Here is a 15,740-nt window from a genome sequence, read left to right as displayed (position 1 = left end):
AGCGCCTCAGCCCAGGACCTTGAGGATCTCGGCGGCGACCGGGGCGGACGAAGCGGGGTTCTGGCCGATGACAAGGTTGCGCTCCACGACCACCCTTGGCACACCACGCCGAGCGGCTTGCCGGAATCCGGGGCGGCGATGAGCACCTTGCAGAAGCGCGTCGACGGCCAGGTCGGGCGCGTCGGACAACCCCCATCCGGCACTGGTCCACGACCATCCGCTGCGCGAGGCTCCCAGCCGGTGAGCACTCCGGCTCGTTAGGGTGAGGCATGGTCACCTCTCACGTCGTCACCTGGGAAGTCACGGAGAGCCTGGGGTACGAGACCTCCTGGATCGAGATCCGTGGCACGACCCTGAAGGCCCGCGGACGCGCGGTCGGAACCCGGCCGGAGGTGCACTGGATCTCGTACGACCTCGACACCGGCGAGGACTTCGTCACCCGCGAGCTGCATGTGCGCGCCGCGACCGCCACGGGTTCGCGCGAACTGGCTCTGCTGCACGACGGGCACGGCAGGTGGACCGCGAACGGGGAGCCGCTGCCCGAGGTCGACGGCGCGCTCGACTGCGACCTCGGGCTGTGCCCCCTCACCAACACCATGCCGGTGCTGCGACACGCCCTCCAACTGGGGCCGGGCGAGCGGACGTTCCTGATGGCCTGGGTCTCGGTGCCGGATCTGACCGTGCACGCGTCACAGCAGACCTACACCCACCTCGCACACACCGAGACGGGTGCGCGTATCCGGTTCACTTCGGGCGACTACCGCAGGGATGTGGAGTTCGACGGGGACGGCCTCGTCATCGACTACCAGGGTCTGGCGCACCGGCTGTCACTGAGCCCGGGACGGCCCCGGCCATAGAGACTTCCGGGACAGCGGTCCACGGCGCGCATCGGCAGGCGCCGCCAGGACGGGATCTCGGGCGTTCCCAAGGGACGTACGGACAGCATCGGCGGATGGCTCCCTCGGCCAGGTCGGCGATCACCTGACGGGCGCCGATCGCGAAGACGGCCGCCAGCGGTATCAGTGCGAGGAGCGCGCCGGTCATCACCATGCCCCAGTCGTGCCGTGCACGCCTTGAGCTGCGCCTGCCACGGTGTGGTGCTGTACGGACAGACCCGCGGCACGAGCGCGTCACGGGATCGCGCGCCCGGCGCGCAGCATTGGCAAGAGTCGAGCAAAAAGACGCATAGAAATGCTTGAGACTGACGAGTAGCGTTTCCGGTGTGCTGGCTGAGCGGCGACATCAACTCATCCTGCGAGCCCTGCGATCAGGCGGCCCCGCAGCAGTAACCGACCTGTCCGACCAGCTCGGCGTGAGCCCCGCGACCGTCCGGCGCGACCTGGTCAAGCTGGAGGAGGAGGGCCTGCTCACGCGCGTCCACGGGGGAGCCGCGGTCGAGGAGGGCGATCAGCCGTTCGCCGAGGTGGCCGAGATCAGGGTCCCGGAGAAGGACGCGATAGCGGTGCGGGCCGCGGCCATGATCGAGGAGGGGCAGTCCGTCCTCCTCGACATCGGCACCACCGCCTACCGCCTGGCCCGGCAGCTGCACGGTCGCAGACTGACCGTGATCACCAGCAATCTGGTGGTCTACGAGGAGCTGGCGGACGACACCGGGATCGAGCTGATACTGCTCGGCGGGATGGTCCGGCGGGAGTACCGCTCCCTGATCGGCTTCCTCACCGAGGACAACCTCCGCCAGCTGCACGCGGACTGGCTGTTCCTGGGCACGAGCGGCATCCGTCCCGACGGCCAGGTCATGGACACCACGGTGATCGAGGTCCCGGTCAAGCGGGCGATGATCGCCGCCGCGGACTCGGTGGTACTCCTCGCCGACGCGGGCAAGTTCCCCGGCACAGGCATGGCCAAGGTGTGCGGCCCGGCGGCCCTCGACACAGTCGTGACCAACGCACCCGCGCACCCGGCGACCCGCGTGGCGTTCGACGAGGCAGGAGTGAAGGTGGTTGAGGTATGAGGCTCACGATCCTCGGCGGCGGGGGCTTCAGGCTGCCGCTGGTGTACGGCGCTCTGCTCGGCGATCACGCCGAGGGCCGTATCACCCAGGTAACCCTGCACGACCTGGACGCCGGCCGGCTGGCCGCGATCGCGCGCGTCCTCGCCGATCAGGCGAAAGGCGTGCCGGACGCCCCGCGGGTCACCGTCACCACCGACCTCGACGAGGCCCTGCGCGGCGCCGACTTCGTATTCTCCGCGATCCGCGTCGGCGGCCTCGAAGGTCGCGCGGCCGACGAACGGATCGCGCTTGCCGAGGGCGTGCTGGGTCAGGAGACGGTCGGCGCGGGCGGCATCGCGTACGGACTGCGCACCGTCCCGGTCGCCGTCGACATCGCGCGCCGGGTCGCCCGGCTTGCCCCCGACGCCTGGGTCATCAACTTCACCAACCCGGCCGGTCTGGTCACCGAGGCCATGGCCCGGCACCTCGGCGACCGCGTCATCGGCATCTGCGACTCTCCGGTGGGCCTCGGCCGCCGGGTCGCCCGCGCGCTGGGCGCGGACCCCGACACCGCGTGGATCGACTACGCGGGCCTCAACCACCTCGGCTGGCTGCGCGGCCTGCGCGTCGAGGGCCGCGACGAACTGCCCCGGCTGCTCGCCGACCCCGAGCTGCTCGGCTCCTTCGAGGAGGGCAAGCTCTTCGGCCCCGACTGGCTGCGCTCCCTCGGCGCGATCCCCAACGAATATCTGCACTACTACTACTTCAACCGCGAGGCGGTACGCGCCTACCAGGAGGCGAAGCAGACCCGCGGGGCCTTCCTCCATGAGCAACAGGCCCGGTTCTACGCGGAGATGGAGCGGCCCGACGCCCCGGCCCTGGCGACCTGGGACCGTACCCGCGCCGAGCGGGAGGCGACCTACATGGCGCACAACCGCGAGGCCGCGGGGGCCGGCGAGCGCGATGCCCGCGACCTGGAGTCCGGCGGCTACGAGCAGGTCGCCCTTGCCCTGATGCGGGCCATCGCGCACAACCGGCGCACGACGCTCATCCTCAACGTCCGTAACCGCATGACGCTTTCCGTGCTGGACGAGGAGGCGGTCGTCGAAGTGCCCTGCTTCGTCGACGCGAACGGCGCGCACCCGGTCTCCGTCTCCCCGCTGCCGCCGCACGCCGCCGGACTGGTCTGCGCCGTCAAGGCCGTCGAGCGCGAGGTCCTGGCGGCGGCCGACAGCGGCTCGCGTGCGACCGCTGTGAAGGCCTTCGCCCTGCATCCCCTCGTCGATTCCGTGACCGTCGCCCGCCGTCTCGTCGACGGCTACACCAGCGTCCACCCCGCGCTCGCGTACCTGAGGTAGGAGCCGCACATGCATGATGAACGCCGTCGCATCGAGGATCGCGTCGAGCGCGTCCTCCAGCAGCGCATCCAGCCCGCCGTCCACGCCGCCTCGCTCCCCTTCGACGTCACGGCATGGCAGGCCCCGGACGAGCCGGTGCCCTTCGCCGAGGCCGCGTCGCAGACGTACGAGCCGTTCGCGATGGGCACGCCGTGGGGCCCGCCCTGGGGCACGACCTGGTTCAGGGTCCGCGGCGAAGTCCCCGCCCATTGGGTTGGCCGTCGCGTCGAGGCCGTCTTCGACCTCGGCTTCACCGGCCCCTGGCCGGGCAACCAGGCCGAGGCCCTCGTCCACACCCTGGACGGCAGCCCACTCAAGGCGGTCAACCCGCAGAACCAGTACGTGCCGATCGCCAACCCCGCGGCGGGCGGCGAGCGGATCGACTACCTCCTCGAGGCCGCGTCCAACCCCGATATCCTGGCAGGCGGCTTCCGCCCGACCCCGCTCGGCGACAAGGCCACCGCCGGCCGCGAGCCTCTCTACACCTTCGCCCGCGCCGACCTCGCCGTACTCGACGAGGACGTCTGGCACCTCTCGCTCGATGTGCAGGTGCTGCGCGAGCTGATGCTGGAGCTCGGCGAGCACGAGCCGCGCAGGCACGAGATCATGCACGCGCTCGACCGCGCGCTGGACGCGCTGGACCTGGACGACATCTCCGGCACGGCGGCGGACGTACGAGAGCTGCTGCGGCCGGTGCTGCGGCAGCCCGCGCACGCCAGCGCCCACACCATGTCGGCCGTCGGTCATGCGCACATCGACAGCGCCTGGCTGTGGCCGATCCGCGAGACCAAGCGCAAGACGTCCCGCACCTTCTCCAATGTCACCGCACTGGCCGAGGAGTACGAGGAGTTCGTCTTCGCCTGCTCGCAGGCCCAGCAGTACGAGTGGGTCCGCGACAACTACCCGCGGGTGTGGGAGCGCATCAAGAAGGCCGTCGCGGACGGCCAGTGGGCGCCGGTCGGCGGCATGTGGGTGGAGTCCGACGGCAATCTGCCCGGCGGCGAGGCCATTGCCCGCCAGTTCGTCCACGGCAAGCGCTTCTTCATGGAGCACTTCGGCGTCGAGACCAAGGGCGTCTGGCTGCCGGACTCCTTCGGCTACAACGCGGCCTATCCGCAGCTGGCGAAGCTGGCCGGCAACGAGTGGTTCCTCACCCAGAAGCTGTCCTGGAACCAGACCAACAAGCTGCCCCACCACACGTTCTGGTGGGAGGGCATCGACGGCTCGCGGATCTTCACGCACTTCCCGCCGGTGGACACCTACAACGTCGAGTTCTCCGGCAGGCAAATGGCGCACGCCGTGCGCAACTACCAGGACAAGGGCCGCGGTACCCGCTCGCTGGCGCCGTTCGGGCACGGCGACGGCGGTGGCGGCCCCACCCGCGAAATGATGGAGCGCGCGCGGCGTCTCGCCGACCTCGAAGGCTCGGCGAAGGTCAAGGTCGAGCACCCGGACGCGTTCTTCGAGGCGGCGCGAGCGGAGTACCCGGACGCGCCCGTATGGTCCGGCGAGCTCTATCTGGAGCTGCACCGCGCCACCTACACCTCGCAGGCCCGCACCAAGCAGGGCAACCGCCGCAGTGAACACGGGCTGCGCGAGGCCGAGTTGTGGGCGACCGCGGCCGCGCTGCACGCGCCGGGCTACGACTACCCGTACGAGAAGCTCGACCGGCTGTGGAAGACGGTCCTGCTGCACCAGTTCCACGACATCCTGCCCGGCTCGTCGATCGCCTGGGTGCACCGCGAGGCGGAGGCGGAGTACGCGCGGGTGGCGCGGGAGCTGGAGGCGCTGACCGGCGATGCCCTGTCCGCCCTGGGGTCCGGGAGCCCGTACGTCTTCAACACGAGCCCGCGTGCTCGCGCCGAGGTGATCACCGGCCCGGACGGTGCCCCCGTCCACACAGAGGTTCCGGCGAGCGGCAGCGCCCCCGTCGGCGCCGGTGAAGCCCCACGGCCGGTGTCCGTGACCGGCCGTACGCTCGACAACGGCCTTGTCCGCGTCACCGTCGCGGACGACGGCACGCTGGCGTCCGTGCGGGATCTGGTCGCCGACCGTGAGGTCCTCGCCGCCCCCGGAAACCATCTGCGGCTGCACGGCGACCTGCCCAACCACTGGGATGCCTGGGACATCGACAAGCACTACAGGAACCGCTTCACCGATCTGCTCGACACCGAGTCGGTCACGGTCGTCGGGAGCGGACCGCTGGTCGGCGCGGTGCGGGTCGAGCGCGCCTTCGGCAAGGGCTCGCGCATCGTGCAGACCGTCACGGTCCGGGCGGGCAGCCGACGTGTGGACGTAGCGACCGAGATCGAGTGGCACGAGGCCGAGAAGATCCTCAAGGCGGCCTTCCCGATCGACGTCCGGGCCGACAGGGCCACGGCGGAGATCCAGTTCGGCCATGTCCACCGGCCCACCCACACCAACACCAGCTGGGAAGCGGCCCGTTTCGAGGTGTACGGCCACCGGTGGGTACATGTCGCGGAGCCCGGCTACGGAGTCGCCGTCATCAACGATTCGACGTACGGACACGATGTCACCCGCACCACGCGGGACGACGGCGGCACGACCACCACGGTCCGCCTCAGCCTGGTGCGCGCACCCCGCGTCCCGGACCCCCAGGCCGACCAGGGCACCCATCGCTTCACCTACGCGCTGCTGCCGGGCGCGACGGTCCAGGACGCGATCGCGGAGGGGTACGCGCTCAACCTGCCGCTGCGGGTGGCACAGGCGGCCGGGAGCATCGAGCCGGTGGTGAGCAGCGACAACCCCGCTGTAACGGTCGAGGCGGTGAAGCTCGCGGACGACCGCTCGGGCGATGTGGTCGTACGGCTCTACGAATGCGTCGGTGGCCGGGCCAAGGCGACCTTGCGAACGGGCTTCCCGCTGGCCGGGGCGCAGGTCACGGATCTGCTGGAGCGTCCGCTGCCGGACGAACCGGTCACCGTCGCGGACGGCGGGGTGGCGCTGACGCTGCGCCCGTTCCAGATCCTGACGCTGCGTCTTTCACGGGCCTAGCGCCGGCCGTCCAGGGCGCCCGGGGAAGGCTCTTGGCCTTCGTCGAAGGACGCCAAATAGGTGGCCGCCATGTCGCGATCGCCCTGTCCCCGGCGCTCCAGCCGCTCGAAGCGCGCCACTCCCGCCCGCGCGACATCCAGGCGTACGCCCGCCCGCTCCCCCGCTTCGACGATCAGCCGCGCGTCCTTGAGCGCGTTGGCGACCGAAAAGCTCGGCGTGTAGTCGCCACTGAGGATTACCGCGGACTTGGCCCGCAAGTACCCGTTGTCCAGCGGTCCGCCGGACACGCCGTCGAGGAGGGCCCGCGGATCGACGCCGAGGCCCCGCGCAAGGGCGATCGCCTCACCCGTGGCATGTGTCAGCGCGCCGACCCAGCTGTTCAGGACGAGCTTGAGCCTGCTGGCGGCCCCACTGGAGCCGTCGTCGCCGACCCACGTGGTGCGCCGGCCAACGGCGTCGAAGACCGGCGCGAGAATTCCGCGGGCGCTGTCCTGACCCGCGGCCAGGACCAGCAACTGCCCTGCTTCCGCGGCCTCCTTCGAGCCGAGAACAGGTGCGTCGACAAAGGTGAGGCCGAACTGTCGCGCGAAGTCGGCCAGCTCGGCGGTGGCGGCGTCCCCCACGGTGGCCGACTGCGCCCACACCGTTCCAGGGGAGAGACCCCCGCTCGCCTCCCGCATGGCCGCGAGCACCCGCGGTCCGTCGGTGAGCATGGTCAGCACCACGTCCGCGCCGGTGACGGCGTCGGCCGGCGATTCGGCACAGTACGCTCCGTCGGCCACGAGTGCTTCCGCTTTCGCCCGCGTACGGTTCCACGCGCGGACCGGCAGGCCGCTGCGGAGCAGGTTGCGTGCCATCCCGGCGCCCATGATGCCGGTGCCGAGCACCGCCACCGTGGGACGGTCCGCCCGGTCGCTCTGTGCCGTGGCTGCGGTGGATGAGGTCACTCGAATCGCCTCTCGACGTCGTGGGTGCAGCTGTCGAGGGGTAGCCAATCAGGCCGCCCGGCCTCCCACGGACCGTGACAGGCCGCATCGGGGCAGGAACACGACGGCGCGGCCGCCCGTGCTGGGCGGCCGCGCCTTGCCGGTGGACCGGGTCAGTTCCGGGCCGACGCGGCGGTGCCGTAGCGGCGCTCGAAGCGCTCCACACGGCCGGCCGTGTCCAGCACCCGGGAAGTGCCGGTGTAGAAGGGGTGGCTCGCCGAGGAGATCTCCACGTCGATCACCGGGTAGGTGTTGCCGTCCTCCCACTCCACACGCTGCGCGGAGTCCGCTGTCGAGTGGGTCAGGAAGGCGACGTCAGCCGCACGGTCACGGAAGACGACCGGACGGGAGACGGGGTGGATACGAGGCTTCATGCGGGATTCCTTCCTCGATTTGCGGGGGCGGCCGGTGTCCGTCGGCGGGTCAGCGTTCCTCGCGGAACAGGACGTGCTCACCGAGGACGCGGTCGAACTTGCGCAGCAGCAGCCGGTCGGGGTTGTTGAGGCGGCTCTTGCGCGTCACATACGTCTGGCCGGTCCCGGCGGACGACCGCAAGGTGATGACCGGACGGCTATTACTGCGGGCCATGTGTTCCTCCCGGCGCCTCACGGGCCCACCTGGTGGTGGGGGTGAATGCAGCATTCACATCAGCGCCTGGTGATGTAACCCCGCCGGCCCCGGCGGCATTCCCGGCCGGTGCCCGCCTCCTCGCCAGGCGCACCCGCTGCCGGCCACGGGCCCGCGGAAGGCGGTCGCGCAGGCCGCAGGCGGGGCTACTATCGGTGACCGCGGCGCCGGACCAGCGCGGATGCGGCCACGGCGAGCAGCCCGAGCAGTGCGGCCACCCCGCCGAGGAAGATTGCCTGCTTGTCCGCGTCGCGCTCCGCGGATGCCGCGGCCTGCCGCTCGGGGGGCTCGCCTCCCAGCTGCGGCTGGGCCGTCTCGCCCGTCAGCACCAGGTCGGAGCAGGAGTAGTAGGTGTCCGCGGTGCTCGAGTTGCGCCAGACCGTATAGAGCACATGGCTGCCCGTGAGTCCCGCCGGGAGCCGCCCGGGGATCCGGTACGCACCGTCCACAAGGCGGGGGTCGGTGGCCGCGCCGACGGGTTCCGGGGCCAGGTCGTCCCACTTCAGCGGCACGGTCGGATCGTAGCCCGCCTTCGTGAGATACAGCTGGAACGTTCCCTCGTGCGGGATGGTCGACAGGTAGGTGAGTGTGAACCGGGCACCGGCCGTCAGGGTCGTCGCCGGCCAGTCTTCGCGGGCGAGGTCCAGACCCTTGTACGCATCGAGGCCCGCGCTGCACAGCTCTCCGTCCGGGATGAACTCCCGGTCTCTGCCCCGGACATCGGCCACCCGCACGTTGTCCCACTCGTCGAACGCCACTCCCCCGTTCGCGGCGACGGCGGCCCGGCAGACCGCGGACTCGCGCTGCACCCCATCGGGGCCGCAGGCGACGACCCGGCTGACGGGGTCGGTCGGCGCGCCGTGGGCGTGCGCGGTGCCCGCGACCGTCAGTGCGACGGCGGCGGCAGCGGCGGCGGCAATGCGAAGAGCAGTCATCCGCGGCAGACTCCTTGGTAGACACGGCAGCCTGTCGTGTATTACGACATCAGCCGGCGGAGCGTTCACCGCGGGCGGCAGGTCCCTCCGGGACCCCGGCACGGATCCCCCCGTGGCCGGATCCGCACCCGCGCCCTACCGGTCCCCACCCCGCTCCGCTAGATCTTGACAGGCATAGACCTGTCCCCGGCACGCGGAGGTACCCACGATGACCCGAGGTCAGACCAGTGCCAACACACCGGGCAAGAGCCGGTTCGACGACATCTACAACGAGCCCGACCCCCGTGCCTACTTCCGGCGGCTCGCCCCGCTGGAGTACGAGATCCCGCACCAGGCGCAGGACGTCTTCCGCCGGACCCGCGCCGACCGGACAGCCGCCCGGCGGGACACGGAGGGCCCGGTCACCGTCCTCGACCTGTGCTGCTCGTACGGGATCAACGCCGCGCTGCTCAACCACGACCTCACGCTCGCCGAGCTGTACGCGCACTACACCAGCCCCGAGACGCAGGCCCTGACGACCGACGAGCTGGTCGCCGTCGACAAGGAGTTCTACGCTTCGCGGCGTCGCGCCGACGCGACCCCGGTCATCGGCCTCGACTCCGCCGACCGGGCCGTGAGCTACGCCCTGGCGGTCGGGCTGCTCGACGACGCCTACGCCGAAAACCTGGAGGCCCACTCGCCAGGGCCGCAGCTGCGACGCGCAGTCGCGGGAGCCGGGCTGATAACGGTCACCGGAGGCATCGGCTACATCACCCAGCGCACCTTCGAGGCCCTTGTGGAGTGTGCCCGGGTCCCGGTCTGGGTGTGCGCTTTCGTGCTGCGCACGGTCCCCTACCAACCGGTGATCACCAGCCTTGACCACTACGGCCTGGTCACCCGGACGGACCCCTCGCGGACCTACCCGCAGCGGCTGTTCACCGGTCCGGCGGAACAGCGCAGCGCCATCGAGCAGATCCTTCGCGCGGGTTACGACCCCACCGGGCTTGAGGCGGATGGCCGCTACTACACCCAGCTGTACCAGTCCCGCCCGGCATAAGCGGACGCAGCTCGGGCGCAGATCGGGCGCAGATCGGGCGCAGATCGGGCACAGATACGGACCAATCGCTAGAATTCGACCATGGAGCGGCCTGTCGCGCCGACTGCGCCCGAGCTCGTCATCGAAACCGACGCGGGCTCCACGGTGATGAGTCCGAGCCGGGACTATCGCGTCGGTCGCGACCCATTGAGCGACATCGTCATCGACGACGTCCGGGTTTCCTGGCACCACGCGGTGCTGCGGCCCCAGGCCGACCACTGGACGATCGAGGACGAGGACAGCACGAACGGCACGTATGCCGACGGCATGCGGATCCGCGAATGGGGGGTCGGCCCCGGCAGCGTCATCCGGTTCGGCAATCCGGCCGACGGCCCGTGTGCCGTTCTCGTCGACCGGGGCGCGCCGCCCGCCGCGCAGGCGCCCGCCCGTCCCTCCGCCGTCTCCATGCCGTCGGCGACCGGCACCTTCCGGCAGCCGACCACCGTACGTCCGCTGTCGGCCCGTACCGTACGCATCGGGCGCGGACCCGACAACGACCTGGTCATCGACGACCTCGTCGTCTCCCGACAGCACGCGGAATTGCGGGCCCTGCCGGACGGCACCTACGAGATCGCCGACCTCGGCTCGCACAACGGCACCTACCTCAACGGCCAGCCGGTCGACCGAGCCCTCGTCTCCCCCAGCGACATCGTCGGCATCGGCCACTCGGCCTTCTGTCTCGTCGGCGACCAGCTGCAGGAGTACGTGGACACCGGCGAGGTCTCGCTCGACGTCCAGGACCTGGCGGTTTCGGTGGACCGGGGCCGTAGGACACTGCTCGACCATGTCTCGTTCCCCGTCGGCGAGAAGTGCCTGCTCGCCGTGGTGGGGCCCAGCGGCGCCGGTAAGTCCACCCTCCTGAACGCGCTGACCGGGCTGCGCCCCGCCGACCACGGCACCGTCCTCTACGACGGCCGCGACCTCTACCACGACTACGCGGAGTTGCGCCAGCGCATCGGCCTCGTACCGCAGGACGACATCCTGCACTCGCAGCTGACTGTGCGCCGGGCCCTGGGATACGCCGCCGAGCTGCGCTTTCCGCAGGACACCGCAAAAGCCGAACGTCAGGACCGGGTCGCCGAAGTCATGCGCGAACTCGGCCTCGGGCAGCGGGCCGACCAGCCCATCCACAGCCTGTCGGGCGGCCAGCGCAAGCGGGTCAGCGTGGCCCTGGAACTGCTGACGAAACCCTCGCTCCTCTTCCTCGACGAGCCGACCTCCGGGCTCGACCCGGGTATGGACCGCTCGGTCATGCATATGCTCCGCGGCCTCGCCGACGACGGCCGTACCGTCATCGTCGTCACGCACAGCGTGCTCAGCCTCGATGTGTGCGACCGGCTGCTGGTGCTCGCGCCCGGCGGCAGGATCGCCTACTACGGGCCGCCGGACGACGCGCTCGCCTTCTTCGGCTTCGAGCAGTGGCCGGAGGCGTTCGAGGCCTTCGAGAACGACCGGGACCGGGACTGGGCGGGGACGTACCGCGAGTCTCCCTTCCACCGGCAGTACATCGCGAACTCCACCGCGCAACCGCTCCTGCCACAGGCCGCGGAGGCGGGTTCCGTCGCGCCGCCGCCGAAGGCGCAGAGCTGGGGGGCGCAGCTGCGGACCCTTGTCAGGCGGTACGCGGCCGCGCTCAGCGCCGACCGGACCTTCCTGGTCATCATGATCGCGCTGCCGTTTGTGATGGGCGCGATGACGCGCGCCCTGGCCGGCAGCCGGCTCACCCAGGAGACGGCGATGAACGCCCTGCTCATCCTGTGTGTGGGCGGTGTGCTGACAGGCGCCGCCAATGCCGTGCGCGAGCTGGTCAAGGAGCGGGTGATCTACCAGCGGGAGCGGGCTGTCGGGCTGTCCCGCTCCGCGTATCTGATGTCCAAGATCGTGGTGCTCGGCACGATCACGGTGCTGCAGGCGATCGTGCTGACCCTGGTCGGGCTCGCCGGCGTCGACCTGAATGCCCCGGGCGGTGAAGGCGTGCTGATGCCGCCGCTGCTGGAGCTCACCGTGGCCGTGGCGGTGCTGTCGTTCACGGCGATGATGCTCGGCCTGCTGGTGTCCGCGCTGGTGCGCAAGGAGGAGGTCACCATGCCGCTGCTGGTGCTCCTCGCCATTGTCCAGGTCGTGTTCTGCGGTGCGCTGTTGAAGCTGGACGGCGTTCCAGGTATCGAGCAGCTGGCGTGGCTGGTCCCGTCCAGGTGGGCGCTGGGCGCGATGGCGGGGACGATCGGGCTGGCCCGGATCGTGCCGGGCAAGCTGACGGCGGACCCGCTCTTCGAGCACTCGACGGGCGTGTGGCTGCTCGACATGGGGATGCTGGTGGTCCTCTCCCTCGTCTTCGGGTACGCGGTCGCGAAGCTCCTGCGCCGCCATGAGCCCGCCATCATGCGGAAGTAGAGACGGGACCGCCGATGACGATCGAGGACTTCCGCCCCACGCACGTCGTCCCCCAGGACGGACTGCCCGCCTGGGAGGAACCGGATGTGTCCCGGCCGGCCGAACCGCTCGACCCGCTGCTTCCGGTCCAGCTGGTCGACCGGCGCGGGGACTGGGGCCGGATCGTGTGCGCGAACGGCTGGTCGGCATGGGTCGACGGCCGCCTGCTGGTCTCCGTACCGCAGGAGCCCCCGGCGGCCGGGCAGCCACTGGCCCGCACGGCGGACCCGCGCCCGCTGCTGGCCCGGGTCGAGGAGACGCTGGGCCGGTACCGCCGCGCGGCGGAGGACCTCGCGGCCGGGCGGACGGACGGCGAGACGTTCCGCCGCGGGACGCAGGGGCTGCGGGTGGGGATGGTCGTGGACGGCGAGTCGGTGTGGCTGTACGACGCGGAGCACGAGCGGTGGGTGTACTGCGACGGGACGCGCCTGAGCACATACGCGGCGCTGTCGGGCCCGGCCGGGGGCGGGGCGCGAGGGCCCGCGGAACCGACGATGGTGGCCCCCGCGGGAGAGGTACCCGGCAGGGACCGGGCGGGAACGGACCCGCCGGGGTCCGGCGGAACGGGGGGCGCGGGGGCGACGAGGACCGTCGAGCCGGACGAGGCGGCCGGCGCGGACCGGGCGGGAACGAGCCCGGCGCAGCCGGGCGGAACGGGCGGCCCGGAGCCGACGCGGGCCATCGACGCAACCGGGCAGCCCGGCGACGACCCGCCTGGGCAGACGCAAGCCCTGAATCCCGAGCCAGGCCGACCGGACGGCCCGGGAGCGGCGCGGGCCGACGGGCTGGAGCGGGGCGGAACAGGTGGACCCGGGTCGGCGCAGGTCGTCGAACCTGCGCGGATGGGCGAGCCCGGCCGACCGGCAGACGCGTACCGCGGCGGCCCCACGGACCCCCGACCCTCGTCCGGTGACATCTGATGGTCGGCGTTCCGCGCGATACCGGCCTGCCCTCCGGGAGGCCGTCCGACCTGCTCGGGAAGCAGATCGCGGGCTACCTCGTCGAGAGCGAGATCGGCCGCGGCGGCATGGCCGTCGTCTACCGCGCCAAGGACCTACGCCTGGACCGCACCGTCGCCCTCAAGCTGCTCGCCCCCGAACTCGCCCGCAACGACACCTTCCGCAACCGGTTCACCCACGAGTCGCGGGTCGCCGCCGCCATCGACCACCCCCACATCGTGCCGGTATTCGAGGCGGGCGAGACCGACGGCATTCTCTACATCGCGATGCGCTACGTCGCCGGGCAGGACCTGCGCGCCCTCCTCGACCGCAAGGGCCCCCTCCCCGTCCGGGTCGCGGGCCGGATCGCCTCGCAGGTCGCGTCCGCGCTCGACGCCGCCCACGACCACGACCTGGTGCACCGGGACGTCAAACCCGGCAACATCCTCATCGCGGCGGGCACGGACAGCGAACACCCGGAGCACGTCTACCTCACGGACTTCGGCCTGACCAAGAAATCGCTGTCGCTGACCGGGTTCACCTCGGTCGGCCAGTTCGTCGGCACCCTCGACTACGTCGCCCCGGAGCAGATCTCCGGCCGCCCGGTGGACGGCCGGTGCGATGTCTACAGCCTCGGCTGCGTCGTGTTCGAGAGTATGGCCGGGACTCCGCCCTTCCAACGCGACGACGACATGGCGCTGTTGTGGGCGCACCAGTACGATCCGCCGCCGTCCCTCACCGAGCAACGCCCCGATCTTCCGGCCCCGGTCGACGACGTAATGGCGAAGGCTCTCGCCAAGTCGCCCGACGACCGGTACGACAGCTGTCTGGAGTTCGTCGCCGCGCTGCGTGTCGCGTGCGCCGGGCGCGAGGCTGGCGATCACCCGCCGACGCAGGTGGACATGCGTGTGGCCAGGACAGCCGGGGCACCCGGGCCGCCGCCGATGCCGCCCCGGTGGGCGCGGCCGGTGTTCCCCGGCCTCGGCTCCGGCCCCGAGGCGTGAAAGCTGGCCCTCCCTGGTCAGACCTCGCCCCGGCGGCGTACCCGCGAGGCGAGCAGGCTGCCGAGGAAGCCGGTGACGAGCCCCCACACCACCGCCAGGCCGAGCGCCGACCACAGGTGCGGCCGCAGCGTCACCACTCCCGCCAGGTCGCCGCCGAGGTCGCCGAGGCCCAGCAGGGACAGGCCGACGTGCGCCGAGATCTGGACTACGAGGCAGATCATCAGGACCGTGAGGGTGAGCGCGACCGCCATGTGTACGGCGTGCTGCCAGGGCCGCATCCGGGCAGGTGAGCGGACCGCCATGACGAACGCGGCGCCCAGGAGCAGCACCGCCGCGGCGACGAGCAGCCACCAGTACCGCCCGTCGTAGTCGGTGAGCGTGCTGAGGTTGAGGGTGGAGTCCTCGGGCGTGCGCAGCACCGAGTCCAGGACCTGCGGCATGGGCAGCCCGAACGGGCCGTCCGCCCTCCCCTCCCAGGTGGCGCCCAGACCGAGCGTCAGCGCGAGCCAGACGAGGTTCGGCAGCCCGAGCAGGATCACGGCGAAGGTCTCCGTGACATGGCCGCGGGTCGCCGCGACGACGAGTGCGACGACCAGGCCCAGTACGACGTAGGCGAGAAGCAGCACGACCATGGCGAACGCGGCCGGGCGCACCGACTCCTGGAAGCGCACGAGGCGCGCGGGCAGCGGAGCCTTGCGCGATACGAGCAGCGCGAGGAACAGCAGACCCGCCAGCCACAGCAGGCCGAAGACGAGGGTGATCGGGATGTCGGCGCGGAACCCGACCGTGGGGGAGGCGTCCAGCAGATCGCCGATGTCGGCGATCGTCCCCTCCCCGAGCGGGATGTCGAAGCTGTGGCGGGCCAGGAGCGAGAGGCCGATGAGAGCCAGCACCCACAGCACGGCCAACCTGGCGGCCCAGCCGGCGAGTTCACGGCCGCCGGCGACGGCTCGGTGCCGTAGGGGACGGAGAAATCCGGCGGCGATGACCAGCGCTCCGGCGAGGGTGACGGAGAGCGGCAGCACGGTGAGGTCGGCGTTGGTGCCGGCGATCAAGCCGGCGTCTCCGGAGAGTTCGACGCAGCCGCCGGCCGCCATGACGACGACCGCCGCGACGACGGGCCAGAAAGCTCCCCCGGGCAGATCGGCCGCGCCGGCCGCCCACAGGCCGAGGGCGGCGGTGACGACCATGGCGACCAGCCCGGCCAGCACCGCGACGAGGGCCTCGCCCCACCCGTGGGAGACGCGCGTCGCGCGCCCCCGGTCGCTGGTCTGCTGCTGGCTCACTCTTGCCACGCTAAGCAGGGGCCCGGCGCTGCGCCCGCTGGGAGGGCCGACCGCGTCGGCTTGCGGGCCGTGCGGGTGCGCGGCACACAATAG

At 71.5% G+C, this 15,740-nt stretch carries 14 protein-coding genes and 1 pseudogene; 8 read left to right on the top strand and 7 right to left on the bottom strand.

Annotated elements, in window-relative coordinates; translation table 11 throughout:
- Positions 1–6: 6 nt before the first annotated feature.
- Positions 7–189, bottom strand: a complete 183-nt coding sequence (locus J7E87_RS36385; protein WP_374195140.1) for a hypothetical protein — start codon at positions 187–189, stop codon at positions 7–9.
- Between the two features lie 80 nt (positions 190–269).
- On the opposite strand from J7E87_RS36385, the gene J7E87_RS05295 reads away from it, so the two are divergent.
- Positions 270–857 (top strand): putative glycolipid-binding domain-containing protein, encoded by a 588-nt coding sequence (locus tag J7E87_RS05295; RefSeq protein ID WP_215090391.1) that lies wholly within the window; start codon positions 270–272, stop codon positions 855–857.
- Positions 858–948: 91 nt separating this feature from the next.
- Here J7E87_RS05295 and J7E87_RS34830 read toward each other — a convergent pair.
- A pseudogene (locus tag J7E87_RS34830) lies at positions 949–1,059 on the bottom strand (carbohydrate ABC transporter permease); the annotation flags it as partial.
- A 163-nt stretch (positions 1,060–1,222) separates the two neighbouring features.
- Between J7E87_RS34830 and J7E87_RS05290 the strand changes: the two are divergent.
- Genes J7E87_RS05290 through J7E87_RS05280 form a run of 3 tightly spaced genes read left to right on the top strand, consistent with a single transcriptional unit; the run spans position 1,223 to position 6,363 of the window.
- On the top strand, positions 1,223–1,972 hold the full coding sequence (locus J7E87_RS05290; RefSeq protein WP_215090388.1) for a DeoR/GlpR family DNA-binding transcription regulator: 750 nt from the start codon (positions 1,223–1,225) through the stop codon (positions 1,970–1,972).
- The gene (locus J7E87_RS05285; RefSeq protein WP_215090386.1) at positions 1,969–3,309 is read left to right on the top strand and encodes a 6-phospho-beta-glucosidase; all 1,341 of its coding nucleotides are present in this window, start codon (positions 1,969–1,971) and stop codon (positions 3,307–3,309) included. Before J7E87_RS05290 ends, J7E87_RS05285 begins: the two co-directional genes overlap by 4 nt.
- 9 nt (positions 3,310–3,318) lie before the next feature.
- Positions 3,319–6,363, top strand: coding sequence for a glycoside hydrolase family 38 C-terminal domain-containing protein (locus J7E87_RS05280; RefSeq protein WP_215090384.1), 3,045 nt, complete (start codon positions 3,319–3,321; stop codon positions 6,361–6,363).
- Here the strand turns inward: J7E87_RS05280 and J7E87_RS05275 are convergent.
- The 4 genes from J7E87_RS05275 to J7E87_RS05260 form a co-directional block, all read right to left on the bottom strand.
- Positions 6,360–7,310, bottom strand: a complete 951-nt coding sequence (locus tag J7E87_RS05275) for an NAD(P)-dependent oxidoreductase (RefSeq protein WP_308312857.1) — start codon at positions 7,308–7,310, stop codon at positions 6,360–6,362. The genes J7E87_RS05280 and J7E87_RS05275 overlap by 4 nt on opposite strands.
- Before the next feature lie 152 nt (positions 7,311–7,462).
- Positions 7,463–7,723: a type B 50S ribosomal protein L31 gene (locus tag J7E87_RS05270; RefSeq protein WP_215090382.1), complete on the bottom strand. Its 261-nt coding sequence runs from the start codon at positions 7,721–7,723 to the stop codon at positions 7,463–7,465.
- Positions 7,724–7,772: 49 nt separating this feature from the next.
- The gene (gene rpmG / locus J7E87_RS05265) at positions 7,773–7,937 is read right to left on the bottom strand and encodes a 50S ribosomal protein L33 (protein WP_215090380.1); all 165 of its coding nucleotides are present in this window, start codon (positions 7,935–7,937) and stop codon (positions 7,773–7,775) included.
- A 188-nt stretch (positions 7,938–8,125) separates the two neighbouring features.
- Complete coding sequence (locus J7E87_RS05260; protein WP_215090378.1) at positions 8,126–8,911, bottom strand: lytic polysaccharide monooxygenase; 786 nt, start codon at positions 8,909–8,911, stop codon at positions 8,126–8,128.
- Between the two features lie 208 nt (positions 8,912–9,119).
- On the opposite strand from J7E87_RS05260, the gene J7E87_RS05255 reads away from it, so the two are divergent.
- The 4 genes from J7E87_RS05255 to J7E87_RS05240 all read left to right on the top strand — a co-directional run bounded on the left by J7E87_RS05255 (position 9,120) and on the right by J7E87_RS05240 (position 14,361).
- Positions 9,120–9,947 carry a hypothetical protein gene (locus J7E87_RS05255; RefSeq protein ID WP_215090376.1) on the top strand — a complete coding sequence of 276 codons (828 nt, stop codon included), beginning with the start codon at positions 9,120–9,122 and terminating at the stop codon, positions 9,945–9,947.
- Between the two features lie 81 nt (positions 9,948–10,028).
- Positions 10,029–12,380 carry an FHA domain-containing protein gene (locus J7E87_RS05250; RefSeq protein ID WP_215090374.1) on the top strand — a complete coding sequence of 784 codons (2,352 nt, stop codon included), beginning with the start codon at positions 10,029–10,031 and terminating at the stop codon, positions 12,378–12,380.
- A 14-nt stretch (positions 12,381–12,394) separates the two neighbouring features.
- Positions 12,395–13,339 carry a hypothetical protein gene (locus J7E87_RS36380; protein ID WP_251016971.1) on the top strand — a complete coding sequence of 315 codons (945 nt, stop codon included), beginning with the start codon at positions 12,395–12,397 and terminating at the stop codon, positions 13,337–13,339.
- On the top strand, positions 13,339–14,361 hold the full coding sequence (locus J7E87_RS05240) for a serine/threonine-protein kinase (RefSeq protein ID WP_215090372.1): 1,023 nt from the start codon (positions 13,339–13,341) through the stop codon (positions 14,359–14,361). Before J7E87_RS36380 ends, J7E87_RS05240 begins: the two co-directional genes overlap by 1 nt.
- Positions 14,362–14,378: 17 nt before the next feature.
- On the opposite strand, the gene J7E87_RS05235 is transcribed toward J7E87_RS05240, so the two are convergent.
- A complete protein-coding gene (locus tag J7E87_RS05235; protein ID WP_215090370.1) occupies positions 14,379–15,647 on the bottom strand; it encodes a streptophobe family protein in 1,269 nt (422 codons plus the stop codon).
- Between the last annotated feature and the right edge of the window lie 93 nt (positions 15,648–15,740).

Origin of the sequence: Streptomyces sp. ISL-1, assembly GCF_018614585.1 — a bacterium.
Classification (GTDB): Bacteria; Actinomycetota; Actinomycetes; order Streptomycetales; family Streptomycetaceae; genus Streptomyces; species Streptomyces maoxianensis.
Note: the sequence above shows the minus strand (reverse complement) of the source record. Positions and strands in the feature narration are given on the sequence as shown.